Raw genomic sequence first — 15,391 nt, 5'->3', positions numbered from 1 at the left:
TGGAGCCGGCGGTTGCACTCAAACAAACAAGCTTCCAGCAGGGGAATGACAATGACACTTCACATGAAACTCAAATCGTCCATCGCCGCCGTGCTGATGCTCGGCGCGACGGGTCTTGCTTTCACCATCCAGGCCGCCAATGCCGACGCGATCGATGACATAGCCAAGGCCGGCGCCATCAATGTCGGCATCTTTTCCGACTTCCCGCCCTTTTCCTCGGCCAGCGCCGACATGAGCATCAAGGGCTACGACATCGACGTGGCGCAATCCATCGCCGACCAGCTCAAGGTCAAGCTCAATCTGGTCAGCGTGACCGGCCAGAACCGCATTCCGTACCTGACCGACAAGCGCGTCGACCTGCTGATGAGCGTCGGCTACTCCAAGGAGCGAGAGCAGGTGATCGATTTCGCCGCCGCCTACGCACCCTACTACATCGCCGTCATCGGCCCGGCAGCACTCTCGGTCAAGGGCAAGGAAGACCTTGCCGACAAGTCGATCGCCGTCAATCGCGGCACGCTGGAGGACACCTCGCTGACCGAGGCGGCACCCGCCTCGGCCGACATCCGCCGTTTCGACAACTATAATTCCGTCATCCAGGCTTTCATCTCGGGCCAGACCCAACTGATGGTGGTCGGCAACGATGTCGGCGCCCAGGTGCTCGCCCGGCAGGAGGAACTGAAGCCGGAGCAGAAATTCCAGCTTCTCACCTCGCCCTCGCATATCGGCCTCAACAAGAAGGAAGACCGCCTCAAGCAAGCGGTCAACGATGCGGTCGCCAAGATGCTGGCCGACGGCAAACTGGACGAAAGCTCGAAGGCCTGGCTGAAGACACCGCTCGATCCCGCCAATCTCAAGGATTGATCGCCGGTGACGTATAGCCTCGACTTCGGCTGGCTTGCCGGGGCGACAGGGGCGATCGCGCGCGGCGCGGCCACGACGATCCTGCTGATCACTGTCACCACGCTGGCGGGAACGTTGCTCAGCATCCTCGGCGCGGCAGGGCGGCGGAACGGTCCGCTGCTGCTCAAGCGGGCGATCGGCGTCTATGTCGAGGTGATCCGCAACACGCCGTTCCTGGTGCAGCTGTTCTTCATCTTCTTCGGGCTGCCCAGCATCGGCGTCAGGCTCGATCCGGTGTTGGCAGCCATGTTGGCGATGACGCTCAACATGGCCGCCTATACGATCGAGATCGTTGGCGCCGGGCTCGACGCGGTGCCGCCCGGGCAGACGGAAGCGGCACTGGCGCTTGGGCTCAGGCCGCGCCAGGTCTTCATCAAGATCGTGCTGCCGCAGGCGCTCGAGGTGATCTATCCGGCGCTGACCAGCCAGATCGTCATCATGATGCTGGAATCCGCCGTGGTATCGCAGATCGCCGTTCGCGAGCTGACCTATGAAGCCGACATGCTGCAGGCGCGCACGTTCCGGGCTTTCGAGACCTATTTCGTGGTGACGATGGTCTATCTCGCCCTGTCGATTGGGCTGCGCCGGCTGCTGGTCGGCGGCGGGCGCCGGCTTCTCGGAGCCGGCGTGTCATGATCGAATTCACCTTCTGGGACATTCTGCGCAACCTGCTGCTGGCGGCGCGCTGGACGGTGCTCTTGTCGCTGGCCGCGTTTGTCGGCGGGGCCGTGGTCGGCATGATCGTGCTGTTCTTCCGGATCGCCAAGAATAAATGGGCGCGACGGTTTGCCTCCGGCTACATCGCGCTTTTCCAGGGCACGCCGCTGCTGATGCAGCTCTTCCTGATGTTCTTCGGCTTGCCGATGCTGGGCCTGCGCATCGAGCCGTGGACCGCGGCGGTGCTTGGCCTGACCTTCTTCGCCAGCGCCTATCTCGCCGAGATCTGGCGCGGCGGCGTCGATGCGCTGCCGCGCGGCCAGTGGGACGCCGGCGCCAGCCTCGGCCTGCACTATCTGCAGGAACTCCGGCTGATCATCCTGCCGCAGGCGTTTTCGATCACCCGCGCACCGACCGTCGGCTTCCTGGTGCAGCTGATCAAGTCGACCGCGCTGACCTCGATCATCGGTTTCGAGGAGCTGGTGAGGACATCCAACGCGATCAACAATGCGACCTTCGAACCATTCAAAGTCTATGGGCTGGTAGCGCTGATCTTCTTCATCATGTGCTTTCCGCTGACGCAATACGCACGTTCGCTTTGAGCAGCGGGCGGCGGCCCGCTGAGCGGGCAACCAGCAATTCAACGCCCGAATACCAGCGGCGGCGCGATCCTGTCACGCCGCAGCCAGCGCACCAGCAGGAGTGCCGCAACCACCGCCAGTCCCGACGACAGGCCGATCCAGATGCCGACGCCGTTGAAGCCGAAACGAAAGGCCAGCAGCACGCCGAGCGGCAGCCCGATGCCCCAATAGCCGATCGCGGCATAGATCATCGGCACCTTGGTGTCGTGCAGGCCGCGCAGCATGCCGCTGGCGACCGCCTGCGCACCGTCAAAAACCTGGAACAGCGCGGCAAAGGCGAGGAACGACACGGCAAGCGCCACCACCTCGGCATTAGCCGGATTGCCCAGATCGATGAAGGCGCCGATCAAGAGATGCGGCCACAGGATCATCACTAGCCCCATCAGCGCCATGAAGGAGACACCGACGACATAGGCGGTCCAGCCAGCCCGGCTGACACCTTCCGGATTGCCGGCGCCGTGGGCAAGTCCGACGCGCACCGTCACCGCCTGGTTGAGGCCGAGCGGCACCATGAAGGTGATCGAGGCGATCTGGATGGCGATCGCATGGGCGGCAAGCGAAGCCGCATCGATCAGGCCCATGAGAAAGGCCGCCGCGTTGAAGATCGTCACCTCGAACGCCAGCAGGCCGGCGATCGGCAGACCGAGCCGCAGCAGGCCCTTGAAGCGCGGCCAATCGGCGCGCCAGAAGCGTCCGAACAGACGATAGCGCCGGAACTTCTTCTCAAGCATCACCACCATCGCCATGCCGGCGAACATCAGCGTGCTGGACAGAGTGGTGGCAAGGCCGGAGCCGGCGATGCCCATCGAAGGGATGCCGAGATTGCCGAACATGAACAGCCAGTTGAAGAAGGCATTGCAGGCGACGGCAACGAAAACGATGATCAGTGCCCAGCCCGGCCGCTCCAGCGCCGAAATGAACGAGCGCAGGACGATGTAGCCGAAAAAGGGCAGCACCGCCCATTCGAGCCAGCGCAGATAGATGCCGGCCTGGTGCGCCAACGCCGGTTCCTGACCCATGGCCAGCAACACGCTCTCGCCGTGCCAGAGAAGGGCCCATATCGGAATGCAAATGAGGATCGCCAGCCACAGACCCTGGCGCACGGTGCGGCGCAGGTCGCGCACCGAGTGCCGACGGCGGCCGAGCTCGGTCGCCATCATCGGCGAGGTCGCCAGCATCAGGCCGAGCCCGAAGATGAGCGGCATGAAGTAGAGGTTGGCACCAAGCGCACCACTGGCCAGCGTGTCCGGCCCCAGCCGTCCCATCATCATGACGTCGGTAGCGGTCATCGCGGTCTGGCCGAGATTGGTCAGCACCATCGGCCAGGCGAGCGCCAGCATCGCCCTGATTTCCCGACGCCAAAGGTTTTCCGGCGCGCGAGCGTCGGCTTCGATCGCAGACATTCTAGTTTTCCGCCTATCCGATTGCGGCACGTCGGCAAGAGCCGGAAGCCGCGTCTCAGCGCGGAAACGGCCATGATCGGCCGGATTCCGCATTACGGCGAGTTTGTCTATGAAATAGGCACCGGTGGCAAGAGGCTGACTTGCGGAAGGGTTAAGCCAGTCAGCTCCATGCAGGCTGTTGGAGAGGCTATGGAAGCCGCTATGGTCGCGGCAGATCCATTTGAAAGGCAGCCTGATGAGCACGTTTCCCGAAATCTATCTGGTTCGGCATGGCGAGACGGAATGGAGTGCGTCCGGAAAACATACTGGCCGAACCGACATACCGCTGACGCCGGCCGGCGAGGAAGCGGCAAGGCGGATCGCTGACCGGCTCAAGGGCCTCTCCGTCTCGGCGGTGTGGTCGAGCCCGTCGCAGCGCGCCTTCAACACCTGTGCGCTGGCCGGCTTCGGCTCGTCAGGCGTGAAGAAGGACGATCTGGCGGAGTGGGATTATGGTGCCTATGAGGGATTGACCACCAAGCAAATCCTCGCCGAGCGCCCCGGCTGGCGTCTTTTTCGCGACGGCTGCCCGAGCGGCGAGTCCGCCACGGATGTCGGCTCGAGGGCGGACCGGATCGTCAGCCGGTTGCGCGAGGTCGGCAGCAATGTCCTGGTCTTCTCAAGCTCGCATTTCCTTAGAGTGCTGGCCGCACGCTGGCTCGGCCTGCCGCCGCAAGCCGGCGCGTTTTTCGTGCTGGATACCGCCAGCATAAGCGTGCTCGGTTATGAGCACGACCTTGACGAGCCGGTCATCCGGCGCTGGAACCAGAGATAGCAACCGATCCGATTTATCGGATCGCGTCCAGCGCCTGCCTTTGCCTGTGCATTTCGAGAAACACGCGGTAGTCGCGATCGAACCGGCCGGCGGCAGCCGGATTGGGCTCTCGCGTCCTGCCGCCCTGTTGCATGGCGACGCAGGCAGCGTTCAAATCGGGAAAAAGCCTGGCCGCGGTGGCGGCAATCATGCCGGTGCCGAGCAGCACCGCCTCGTCCGCCAGCGGCTCGACCACCGTGCAGCCGGTGGCATCGGCATAGAGCTCCATCAACAGCGGGTTCTTGGTGTGGCCGCCGGTGACGTGCAGCGTGTCGATCAGATAGCCGTTCTCGTTCAGCGCTTCCAGCACATGACGGACGCCAAGCGCGACGCTGACGGCGGTGCGCCAGTAGAGCTTGCACAGACTGTCGAAGGAGGCATCCAGCGTCAGCCCGCTGATGACGCCGACGGCATGCGGGTCGGCGAGCGGGGAGCGGTTGCCGTGAAAATCGGGCAGCACGTGCAGCCTTGCGGCGAGGTTGTCGCCCTCGGCGGCGCGCAGCTCGGCGACGCGGTGGGCAATCCTGGCATGCATGGCGGCATCCGGCTCGCCGCCGGCGCCATGCCAGCGGATGATGTGGTCGAGCAGCGCGCCGGTGGCCGACTGGCCACCTTCCGACAGCCACAGGCCGGGAAGGGCTGCGCCATAATATGGGCCCCAGACACCGGCGAAAGGCTGCGGATCGGTCGACATCGCCATGACGCAGCTCGACGTACCGGCAATCAGGGCCAGATGGCGACCGATGTTCGTTGCGTCACCGGCGAAACCGCCGAGCACGCCAAGCGCGCCGGCATAGGCATCGATGACGCCGGCGCCGACCCGGCATTTTTCGGTGAGGCCAAGCTCCGTCGCGGCTTGCGCGCCGAGCGGGCCGATATCGGCACCGACCGGGCTTGCCTTTTCCGGCAGGTTGCCGTGCTCAAAGATATCACCGAGCCCGACGGCTTCGAAGAAGTCGCGCCGCCAGCCGGTCGCTTCATGGGCTAGATAGGTCCATTTGGCGGTCAGCGTGCATTGTGAACGGGAGAGCGAGCCGCTTGCCTTCCAGGTGAGGAAGTCGGTGAGGTCGAATAGATAGCCGGCTTCGTTCCATGTTCCGGGCAGGTTGCGCTTCAGCCACATCAGCTTCGGCGTCTCCATTTCCGGCGACATGACGCCGCCGATATAGTCGAGCACAGCGTGGCCGCTTTCAGTGCATTCGTCGGCCTCGGCAATTGCGCGGTGGTCGAGCCAGACAATGGTGTCCCAGCGCCTTTCACCAGTGACGGACACGCTGAGCTGGCCGCCATGCCGGTCTCGCACCACCAGCGAGCAGGTGGCATCAAAGGAGATGCCGACGATATCCTCGGCCCGCACGCCCGCCTTTTCGCGGGCAGCGCGGACGGCCATGCACACCGCCGACCATATATCCTGCGAATCGTGCTCGGCATGATCGGCCTTCGGCTGTTGCATGGCGATCGGGTGCTCGGCGCGGCCGAGCAAGGCGCCACCGGTGTCGAGAATGCCGGCACGAGCGCTTCCGGTGCCGACATCGACCGCGCAAACGAAACTGTTGGTCAAGGTGTTCTTGCTCTCGCTCCCAGGCCTGCAATCAGATCGGGCAATTGCAGCATGTCAGCGAATATAAAGTCCGGCTCACTCGACGCAAGCCGCGCTTTCAATGCCGGGTTGCCGGTGTGCGAGCCGCCGGTGAAGGCAAGGACGCGCATGCCGGCCGCCCGCGCCGCTTCGATGCCGGCCGGGCTGTCCTCGACGACGAGGCAGTTTCGCGGGGCCGCTCTCATTTTATCTGCTGCATGGAGAAAGAGATCGGGCGCCGGTTTGCCCCGCGCCACCATGGCGGCGCTGAACAAATGCGGCTCCAGCAGCCCAAGCAACCCGGTGACGGCGAGCGCATAGCGGATGCGTTCCAGGGTGCCGGAGGAGGCGACGCAGCACGGTACGCCGAGCCTCGGCAGGACCTGTGCGATACCTGGCATCGGTTTCAGCTCATCGCGGAATCTGCGCATCAGTTCGGAGCGCATCTCGGTCAGATGCTGCTCGGTGAGATCGAGCCCGAAGTCGCTTGCGAGGATTTCGCGGACGCTCTTCATGCTCTTGCCGAGGAAGTGCTCGTAGGCAATGTCCTCGCTGACGTTGCCACCGGCAAGCGCGATCATCTCCAGCAATGCCGAGACGGACAGCATCTCACTGTCCACCAGCACGCCGTCACAGTCGAAAATGACCAGTTCAGGCGTCATCGCGCTGGATCGGCTTCAGAGGTCGCCGGCGAGATAGCGCGTCAGTGTCGCGCGCGCGCCGTCCGCCCACAGCAGTCTCAGCGCTTGGCCGAAGGCTTCAGCGAACGGCGGCGAGCGGCCGACATCGCCATAGATGTCCTCCATGGCAAGCCAGGCGGCAGGCATGTCCCTGGCCGCCTTGGCCGTCGCCTGCAACCGGCCCCAGTTCGGGTCGTTGGGCTCGGTGACGGCACCGGAATCCGTCGTGCCGAAGCAGTAGCGACACCAGAGCGCCGATTCCAGCGCAAGGCCGGTGACACTTTTGCCAGCCTTCAGCCGGTCGGTGATGGTCGGGATGATGAATTTCGGCTGGCGGTTGGAGCCGTCGAGGCAAAGCCGGCGTATGGTGTCGCCGATCTTCGGATTGGAGAAGCGGTGCTCGATGAGCTGGTAGTAATCTTCGAGGTCGGTGTCCGGAACCGGCGGCACGGTCGGGATGATTTCGTCATGCTCGAGCTTGTCGAGGAAGCCGCGTACCAGCGGCTCCTGCATCGCCTCATGGACGAAATGGATGTCCATCAGCCCGGCCGGATAGGCGATGGTCGCATGGCCGCCATTGAGGATGCGGATCTTCATCAGCTCATAGGGCGCGACGTCGCTGACGAACTGCACGCCGACTTTTTCCAGCGGCGGGCGGCCGTCGGTGAAACGGTCCTCCAGCACCCATTGCTTGAACGGTTCGCAAAACACCGGCCAATTGTCGTCGAGGCCGAACTCGCTGGAGAGAATGCCGCGCTCGCGGTCGGTGGTGGCCGGCGTGATGCGGTCGACCATGCCATTGGGAAAGGTAACGTTCTCGCTCACCCAGTTTGCCAAACCTTCGTCGATCAGCCGCGCAAGGCCGATGACGCCATCTGAGGTGACGTGGCCGTTATGGGGAATGTTGTCGCAGGACATGATTGTGAAGGGCACGATACCGTCGGCGCGGCGGCGCAGCAGCCCGGCGAGAACGAGGCCGAAGACGGTCTTCGGCGTCGCCCCCGGCTCAGCGTCGGCAACGATGTCGGGATGTGTCGGATTGAAGACGCCGGATGCCGGATCGATGAAATAGCCGCCCTCGGTTATGGTCAGGGAGACGATCTTGATCGCCGGATCGGCAAGCCGTTCGACGATTGCGGCCGCATCGCCCGGCACCAGGAAGTCGATCATGACGCCGGTGACGCGCGCGCTCATATGGCCGCTGTCCTGCTCGACCACGGTGGTCAGCCAGTCCTGCTCCTGCAGCTTGCCGCGGCCGACCTTCTCGCCTTCGAAGACGCCGGCGCCGACAATGGCCCAGTCGTGGCCGACACCCGAATTGAACAGGTCGTCGAGATAGACGGCCTGGTGCGAGCGATGGAAATTGCCGACGCCGAAATGCACGATGCCGGCCTTGAGCGCGGCGCGATCATATTTCGGGCCGGCGACCTTGGGCGGCAGCTTGGCGAGGATGGAAGAAGAGAGTTTCACGGTCATCTGCTTTACCCTTTAGCGGGACGGCTCTTCCCCCCGTGGAGGAGACGGGGGGAAGAGCGCCTTCGCCCCCTCAACTCATCCACTGGCCGCCATCGACATTATAGGTCTGGGCGACGATGTACTCGGCCTCATCGCTGGCCAGGAACACCGCCATGCCGGTGAGGTCTTGCGCCGTGCCCATGCGGCCATAAGGCACGGCTTCGCCGACCAGCCTCTTCTTCTCGCCCCTCGGCCGGTTCTCGAACTTGGCGAACAATGCATCGACATGGTCCCAATGCTCGCCGTCGACGACACCCGGGGCGATGGCATTGACGTTGATGCGGTGTTTGATCAGGTCGAGCCCTGCCGACTGGGTGAGCGAGATGACCGCCGCCTTGGTGGCGCAGTAGACGGCGACCAGCGCCTCGCCGCGGCGCCCGGCCTGGCTTGCCATGTTGATGATCTTGCCGCCCTTGCCGCGGGCAATCATCGAACGGGCGGCGGCCTGCAACGTAAACAGCGTGCCGGCGACGTTGACCGAAAACAATTTGTCGTAGCTTGTCTTGGTGATCTCGACGATCGGCGCCAGGTCGAACAAAGCAGCGTTGTTGATCAAGATATCGAGGCCGCCGGCCCTGGCTTCGACCGCCTTGACGGCCTCATCGATAGACGCGAGATCGGTGACGTCGAGCTTTACCGCGTAGGCGTTGCGGCCGATTTCCGAAGCCGTCTTCTCGGCGGCTTCGAGATTGATGTCGCCAATCGCGACCGTCGCCCCTTCGCGCATGTAGGCTTCGGCAAACGCCCTGCCGATGCCGCGCGCCGATCCGGTAATCAGCGCCGATTTACCCCGGAGCCTCATTGCAGCATCGCCTTCCCGTCGGCGCCGAAACGATGCAGCTTGGCCTTTTCCGGCGTCAGGTAGATCGTATCGCCATGATGGGCGGCCAACTCGCCGTCGGCACGCACCGTCAGCTGCCCGACACCATCCGCCTGGACGTGCAAAAACGTGTCGGAGCCGAGATGCTCGGCAACCCCGACCGTCGCCTTCCAGTCGCCTGACGTCTTCGAAATGTTCATATGCTCCGGGCGGATGCCGACTGTCTTGGCGCCATATTTGGCGGCCGGCGCGCCTTCGATCAGGTTCATCTTCGGCGAACCTATGAAGCCGGCGACGAACAGATTCTTCGGCGTCTTATAGAGCTCCATCGGCGAGCCGACCTGCTCGATATTGCCGGCATTGAGCACGACGATCTTGTCGGCCATGGTCATCGCCTCGATCTGGTCGTGGGTGACGTAGACCATGGTTGTCTTGAGCTGGTGATGCAGCTCGCTGATCTCCAGCCGCATGGTGCCGCGCAGCGCCGCGTCGAGATTGGACAAAGGCTCGTCGAACAGGAAGGCCGACGGCTGGCGCACGATGGCGCGGCCGATGGCGACGCGCTGCCGCTGGCCGCCGGAGAGCTGGCCGGGGCGGCGGTCGAGGTAGTTGGTGAGGTTCAGGATCCGCGCGGCGTCCTTCACCTTCTTGTCGATGGTCGCCTGGTCCTCGCCCGCCATCTTCAGCGGGAAGGCGATGTTCTTGGCCACCGTCATGTGCGGGTAGAGCGCATAGGACTGGAACACCATAGCCAGCTTGCGCTTGGCCGGCGCCTCGCCGGTGACGTCGCGACCATCGATGATGATGGTGCCGCCGCTGGTATCCTCGAGACCGGCGATCAGACGCAACAGGGTGGATTTGCCGCAGCCCGACGGGCCGACGAAGACGACGAACTCTCCGTCCTCGATGACCAGATCGAGGCCGGGGATGATGGACGTCGCCCCGAAGGATTTGGAGACGTTCTTGAGCGTGATGTTTCCCATGGTTTCCTCCCCCGAAGGGCTATCTTTTCGTTTTGCGTCAGGCGATGCCCGCTACTTTACCGCACCGAATGTCAGGCCTCGAACCAGCTGCTTCTGGCTGAACCAGCCCATGATCAGGATCGGCGCGATCGCCAGCGTCGAGGCGGCCGAAAGCTTGGCCCAGAACAGCCCCTGCGGGCTGGAGAAGGAGCTGATGAAAGCGGTGAGCGGCGCGGCCTCGGTGGTGGTCAGCCGGATCGTCCAGAACGCCTCGTTCCAGGCGAGAATGATGTTGAGCAGCATGGTCGAGGCGATGCCGGGGACCGCCATCGGCGTCAGCACGTAGATGATCTCGTTCCAGAGCGATGCGCCGTCCATGCGCGCCGCTTCCAGGATCTCGCCCGGGATCTCGCGAAAATAGGTGTAAAGCATCCAGACCACGATCGGCAGGTTGATCAGCATCAGCATGACCATCAGGCCGATGCGGCTGTCGAGCAGACCGGTATCGCGGAAGATCAGATAGATCGGAAACAGCACGGCGACGGCCGGCATCATCTTGGTGGAAAGCATCCACATCAGGATGTCCTTGGTGCGTTTGCCCGGCGAAAACGCCATCGACCATGCCGCCGGTATGGCGACGAGCAGAGCCAGGATGGTCGAGCCGACCGACAGGAACACCGAGTTCAGGAAGAATTTGAAATAGCCGTTCTGCGCCTGGACCTCGGAATAGCTCTCCGTGGTTCCCGACGGGAACAGGTTGAAGCCCTGGATAGCCTCCTGCTCCGACTTGAACGAGGTGATGATCGTATAGAGGATCGGGAAGAAGATCAGCAGCGCGACGATCCAGGCGGCCGCGGTAGCAATCGTCTTGTGCTGGGTGGTGACTGCACGTGCCATCTTATCCTCCCTTATTTATCCAGGTTCTTGCCGACAGCGCGCATGGCGAAGAAAGCAACGATGTTGGCGAGAATGACGGCAATGATACCGCCGGCGGACGCCTGGCCGATTTTGAACTCCAGCAATGCCTTCTGATAGACGAGGAAGGGCAGGTTGGTGGAGGCGTAACCCGGGCCGCCGTTGGTGGTGACGAGGATCTCGGCATAGACCGACAGCAGGAAGATCGTCTGGATCAGGATGACGACGGTTATGGCGCGCGACATGTGAGGCAGCGTCAAATAGATGAAGCGGCTGATGAAGCCGGCGCCGTCCATTTCGGCGGCTTCCTTCTGCTCGACGTCGAGCGACTGAAGCGCGGTCAACAGGATCAGCGTAGCAAACGGCAGCCATTGCCAGGCAACGATGATGATGATCGCCAGGAGCGGGTGCTGCCCGAACCAATCGATCGGCTGCCCGCCGAAGAAGCGCGCAATATCGGCGAAAACCCCGTACTGCGGATGCATGATCATGTTCTTCCAGACCAGTGCTGCCACCGGTGGCATGACGAAGAACGGCGAGATGACAAGGATGCGGACGATGCCCTGTCCCCACATCGGCTGATCGAGCAGAAGGGCGAGCAGAATACCGCCGATCACCGTGATCAAAAGCACGCTGACGACGATGGTGAGCGTGTTGAGGATCGACTGCAGGAATGCCGGGTTGGAATAGAACAGCGCGTAGTTCGAAAACCCGACGAAGCCGTCGCGCATCGGATTGAGCGGGTTGTATTGCTGGAAGGAAAACCACAGCGTGAATGCCAGCGGCACAATCATCCAGACCAGCAGCAGCACCACGGATGGCGCCATCATGAAACGGGCAAGCGAACGGGTCTGCTGAGTAGCCATGACGGTCACCCTTCGAGGTCGGCCAAGTTTTTCAGCGGTGTGAAAGCTGGCCGCCCGAACTGGGATTCGGGCGGCCGTTGCCGGTCGCCATTGGCAACCGGCACCGGGAGGAGCTTACTTGATGTAACCGCCTTCGGTCATCGTCGCGGTGGCGGCGTCCTGCGCCTGCTTCAAGGCATCGTCGACGCTCGACTGGCCGGCAAGTGCCGCCGAGAAGAGCTGGCCGACGGTGGTGCCGAGACCCTGGAACTCAGGAATGGCGACGAACTGGACGCCGACATAAGGCACCGGCTTGACGGTCGGGTGCGTCGGATCGGCGGAGTTGATCGAGTCCAGCGTCATCTTGGCGAAAGGTGCTGCCTTCTGGTATTCGGGATTGGCATAGAGCGACGAGCGCGTTCCCGGCGGAACGTTGGCCCAGCCTTCCTTCGAGGCGACGAGCTCGGCATAGTGCTTGCTGGTTGCCCAGGATACGAACTTTTGAGCGGCGTCGGCCTTCTGCGTGCCGGCGGGGATGGCTAGCGACCATGCCCACAGCCAATTGCCGCGCTTGCCGAGGCCATTGTCCGGCGCCAGCGCATAGCCGACCTTGTCGGCGACGGTGGAGTTCTTCGGGTCGGAAACGAAGGAGGCAGCGACGGTAGCGTCGATCCACATGCCGCATTTGCCCTGCTGGAACAGCGCCAGGTTTTCGTTGAAACCGTTGGACGACGCGCCCTCGGGGCCGTCGGCCTTCATCAGGTCGACATAGAACTGCAGCGTGTTCTTCCATTCGGGCTGGTCGAATTGCGGCTTCCAGTTCTCGTCGAACCAGCGCGCGCCGAACGAGTTCGACATGGCGGTCAGGAAGGCCATGTTCTCGCCCCAGCCGGCCTTGCCGCGCAGGCAGACGCCGTTCACGCCGTTGGCGCGGTCGGTCATCTTGTCGGCGGCCTGCTTGATGAAGTCCCAGGTCGGTGCATCGGGCATCTTGAGCCCGGCCTTTTCCATCAGGTCCTTGCGGTACATGACGAAGGAGCTTTCGCCGTAGAACGGGGCTGCGTAGAGCTTGCCGTCGACCGACAGGCCGCCGGCTATGGCCGGGATGATGTCCTTGACGTCGTAATCGTCGCCGAGCTTGTCGAGCGGCAAAAGCCAGTTCTGCTTGGCCCAGATCGGCACTTCATAGGTGCCGATGGTCATCACGTCGTACTGGCCACCCTTGGTGGCGATGTCGGTGGTGACGCGCTCGCGCAGGACGTTTTCCTCGAGCGTGACCCACTGCAGCTGGACGTCGGGATTCTTGGCGGTGAAGTCGTCGGTCAGCTTCTGCATGCGGACCATGTCGCCATTGTTGACCGTGGCGATGGTGATGGATTCGGCATGCGCGGCGAAAGCGAGGGCGCTGGCCGAGAACAGGCCTAGGGTGAACGTGCGAAGTTTCATCAAAATTCCTCCCATAAACCAAGATGAGCATTTGCCTTGGCTGTGAGCAATTACTCACTTGCGATGAATTATGTCAAGACGGATTCGTTGCTGCAGCGCAGCACGCCGGGTCTTGTGCAGCGGCAAGCCTGGGACGTTTGCGGCATGTCTGACGAAGGATTCGGCCGGGCTGATTGGGCCCGGCGCTTTGCTCGGGCTTGCTGGGATTCAGCCTACTGGCAAGCGATCTCGCTCAGGATCCAATCGCGGAAGGCGCGGATCTTCGGCACGTTGCGTCGTGCCGTCGGATAGACCAGCCAATAGGCGTGGCCGTCGTCACCGACCAGATCAAAGGGCTGGATCAGGCGGCCGTCGGCAAGTTCGGTCTTGAACAGCGCCTTGGTAACGATCGCCACGCCGTGGCCGGCAATCGCGGCATTGGCCTCGTAGGCCTGCGCGCCCATGCTGGTGCCGGGACGCTTGGCCAGCTCCTCGACCGGCAGGCCGGCGGCGGCAAACCAGTCCCGCCACCAGATGTCACCCGGGTCGAGGATCGGCAGCCGCAGCAGGTCGGCCGGCTCCTTGACGCCGCCGATGCTTGCCGCGAGCTTTGGACTAAGGACCGGCGTGAAATCGGCCCTGAAAAGCATATGGGTCTCGACGCCCGGCCAGTTGCCGCCGCCGGAGCGGATGGCGATGTCGATATCCTCTCTGGCAAAGTCGACAACCCTGTTCGAAGTATCGACGCGCACCGCCAGCGACGGATGCGCGACCTGGAACGAACCGAGATGCTGCGCCAGCCAATTGGAGGCAAATGTCAGCAGCGTCGAAACGCAAAGCACGCCGTCGGCGCCGGTGCGCGCGGCGGCATAGGCGCCGCTCAACAGCGCGAACGCCTCGCTGACCGCGGGCGCCAGGCGCTGGCCGGGTTCGGTCAGCACGATCTGTTTTGGCTGGCGCAAGAACAGGGGCGCACCGATGCGCTCCTCCAGAAGCTTGATCTGATAGCTTGCCGCCGCCTGCGTCATGCCAAGCTCCTGGGCGGCCTTGGTGAACGAGAGATGCCGCGCCACCGCCTCGAACACCCGGATCGCCTGAAGCGGAGGAAGCTGCGAAACCAGCTGTCGTGAATTGAGCTCCGGCATAAGCCCTCCTTATGGGCAGTGATCGACGTTTGATTGGCGGCACCGGCCGGTCCTACCGATATTTCGTATTGAAGATCAATTACGCCTAGAGATAGCGAAGGCTGACGATCATGACCACAATACAGGAAAAGCTGCTTCTTGCTCCAGCCCATGGCTGGTTTTCACAATTGGCGCGGGGATTGGCAAGGCACGCGGCGCGGAAACGGGCCTATCTCGACGTCCGGGAGCTGCCGCCGCATCTGCAGCGCGACATGGGCTTTCTCGACGGCAACGATCCTTGCGGCCGGCACCAGTAGTGACGCTCGTTTTATCGGGGATTCAGATGCGTTTCGATTTCACATGATCGTTTCCGACCGCCAGCGGCTCGGAGATCATGCGCCCGCCAGCAAGGCGGCGGCGGTCCGCTCATCGGTGACGAGGCCGTTGACCAGCCGCCGGTTGACGGCGGCGAAGATGCCCGGCAGCTTGCGGTCGCCCATGGCAAGCGCGATCACCAGCGACTTTTCGCGCGACGGCAGCGGTGCCGACGACACTCGATCATTGGTGATGCCCTCGATCATGCGGCCGTCACGATCGAATACCCAGCCGACGATCTCGGCGACGCCGCCGGCCTTCTGCAGCGCCTTTAATTCACCCTCCGAAATGAAGCCGTCCTCGTAAAGCGGCGCCTTCGGGCCGAGATCGCCGATGCCGACAAAGGTGACGTCGGCCTCGGCCGCAAGCGCCAGCGTCGGCTGGATCATCGGCTGGCTGAGCAGCATCTCGCGCTCCTCGGGCGAGGAAGCGATGACCGGCAAAGGCATCGGAAACGAACGCGCCTTGACCCTGTCGGCCATGGTGAAGATGACGTTGTAGAAGGCCGCCGAGCCGTCCGGCGAGATGTTGCCGGTCAGCGACACCACTTTGTGCTGCGGGCATTCCATCGGCGGCAGTTGCTCGATCGCGGCCTTCAGCGTGCGGCCGGTGCCGAAGGCCCTGAAGATCGGGCCCCGCGCCCCGCGCCGGCGGTGGAACAAGGCCGGCCCCCCCACCGCGCCGCCGGGGGCGGGGG

At 63.4% G+C, this 15,391-nt stretch carries 16 protein-coding genes; 5 read left to right on the top strand and 11 right to left on the bottom strand.

All coding sequences use genetic code 11. The features are described 5' to 3' along the window. The first annotated feature begins 51 nt into the window (after positions 1-51). Genes NKH59_RS14500 through NKH59_RS14490 form a run of 3 tightly spaced genes read left to right on the top strand, consistent with a single transcriptional unit; the run spans position 52 to position 2,159 of the window. Complete coding sequence (locus NKH59_RS14500; RefSeq protein WP_353022204.1) at positions 52-861, top strand: transporter substrate-binding domain-containing protein; 810 nt, start codon at positions 52-54, stop codon at positions 859-861. A gap of 6 nt (positions 862-867) precedes the next feature. Then, the gene (locus tag NKH59_RS14495) at positions 868-1,536 is read left to right on the top strand and encodes an amino acid ABC transporter permease (RefSeq protein WP_353022202.1); all 669 of its coding nucleotides are present in this window, start codon (positions 868-870) and stop codon (positions 1,534-1,536) included. Continuing rightward, entirely contained in the window at positions 1,533-2,159 is a 627-nt protein-coding gene (locus tag NKH59_RS14490) for an amino acid ABC transporter permease (RefSeq protein WP_352701849.1), read from the top strand. The genes NKH59_RS14495 and NKH59_RS14490 overlap by 4 nt, the downstream gene beginning before the upstream one ends. 38 nt (positions 2,160-2,197) lie before the next feature. On the opposite strand, the gene NKH59_RS14485 is transcribed toward NKH59_RS14490, so the two are convergent. Then, positions 2,198-3,601: an MATE family efflux transporter gene (locus tag NKH59_RS14485; protein WP_352814018.1), complete on the bottom strand. Its 1,404-nt coding sequence runs from the start codon at positions 3,599-3,601 to the stop codon at positions 2,198-2,200. Positions 3,602-3,833: 232 nt separating this feature from the next. Between NKH59_RS14485 and NKH59_RS14480 the strand changes: the two genes are divergently transcribed. Beyond that, complete coding sequence (locus NKH59_RS14480) at positions 3,834-4,415, top strand: histidine phosphatase family protein (RefSeq protein ID WP_353022280.1); 582 nt, start codon at positions 3,834-3,836, stop codon at positions 4,413-4,415. A 13-nt stretch (positions 4,416-4,428) separates the two neighbouring features. On the opposite strand, the gene NKH59_RS14475 is transcribed toward NKH59_RS14480, so the two are convergent. The 9 genes from NKH59_RS14475 to gcvA form a co-directional block, all read right to left on the bottom strand. Continuing rightward, positions 4,429-6,015 (bottom strand): FGGY-family carbohydrate kinase, encoded by a 1,587-nt coding sequence (locus NKH59_RS14475; protein ID WP_353022200.1) that lies wholly within the window; start codon positions 6,013-6,015, stop codon positions 4,429-4,431. Then, entirely contained in the window at positions 6,012-6,695 is a 684-nt protein-coding gene (locus NKH59_RS14470; protein WP_353022198.1) for an HAD family hydrolase, read from the bottom strand. The genes NKH59_RS14475 and NKH59_RS14470 overlap by 4 nt, the downstream gene beginning before the upstream one ends. A 15-nt stretch (positions 6,696-6,710) precedes the next feature. After that, positions 6,711-8,189 carry a mannitol dehydrogenase family protein gene (locus NKH59_RS14465; RefSeq protein WP_352996099.1) on the bottom strand — a complete coding sequence of 493 codons (1,479 nt, stop codon included), beginning with the start codon at positions 8,187-8,189 and terminating at the stop codon, positions 6,711-6,713. A 70-nt stretch (positions 8,190-8,259) separates the two neighbouring features. Next, a complete protein-coding gene (locus tag NKH59_RS14460; protein ID WP_352701857.1) occupies positions 8,260-9,030 on the bottom strand; it encodes an L-iditol 2-dehydrogenase in 771 nt (256 codons plus the stop codon). Next, complete coding sequence (locus tag NKH59_RS14455; RefSeq protein WP_023676991.1) at positions 9,027-10,031, bottom strand: ABC transporter ATP-binding protein; 1,005 nt, start codon at positions 10,029-10,031, stop codon at positions 9,027-9,029. Before NKH59_RS14455 ends, NKH59_RS14460 begins: the two co-directional genes overlap by 4 nt. Before the next feature lie 51 nt (positions 10,032-10,082). After that, positions 10,083-10,907 carry a carbohydrate ABC transporter permease gene (locus NKH59_RS14450; protein ID WP_023676992.1) on the bottom strand — a complete coding sequence of 275 codons (825 nt, stop codon included), beginning with the start codon at positions 10,905-10,907 and terminating at the stop codon, positions 10,083-10,085. Positions 10,908-10,918: 11 nt separating this feature from the next. Further along, on the bottom strand, positions 10,919-11,791 hold the full coding sequence (locus NKH59_RS14445; protein WP_023676993.1) for a carbohydrate ABC transporter permease: 873 nt from the start codon (positions 11,789-11,791) through the stop codon (positions 10,919-10,921). A 114-nt stretch (positions 11,792-11,905) separates the two neighbouring features. After that, positions 11,906-13,216: an ABC transporter substrate-binding protein gene (locus NKH59_RS14440; protein ID WP_352814026.1), complete on the bottom strand. Its 1,311-nt coding sequence runs from the start codon at positions 13,214-13,216 to the stop codon at positions 11,906-11,908. A 212-nt stretch (positions 13,217-13,428) separates the two neighbouring features. Beyond that, complete coding sequence (gcvA, locus tag NKH59_RS14435; RefSeq protein ID WP_292662413.1) at positions 13,429-14,340, bottom strand: transcriptional regulator GcvA; 912 nt, start codon at positions 14,338-14,340, stop codon at positions 13,429-13,431. A 110-nt stretch (positions 14,341-14,450) separates the two neighbouring features. Here gcvA and NKH59_RS14430 point away from each other — a divergent pair, with 110 nt between their 5' ends. Next, entirely contained in the window at positions 14,451-14,636 is a 186-nt protein-coding gene (locus NKH59_RS14430; RefSeq protein ID WP_023676996.1) for a hypothetical protein, read from the top strand. Between the two features lie 75 nt (positions 14,637-14,711). On the opposite strand, the gene NKH59_RS14425 is transcribed toward NKH59_RS14430, so the two are convergent. Beyond that, positions 14,712-15,391 (bottom strand): sugar-binding transcriptional regulator (locus NKH59_RS14425; protein WP_353022196.1); only part of this gene is annotated, 680 nt, incomplete at its 5' end.

Source organism: Mesorhizobium sp. M0998, assembly GCF_040318885.1.
Classification (GTDB): Bacteria; Pseudomonadota; Alphaproteobacteria; order Rhizobiales; family Rhizobiaceae; genus Mesorhizobium.
The sequence above is the reverse complement of the archived record's forward strand: the minus strand, read 5'-3'. Positions and strand labels throughout refer to the sequence as shown.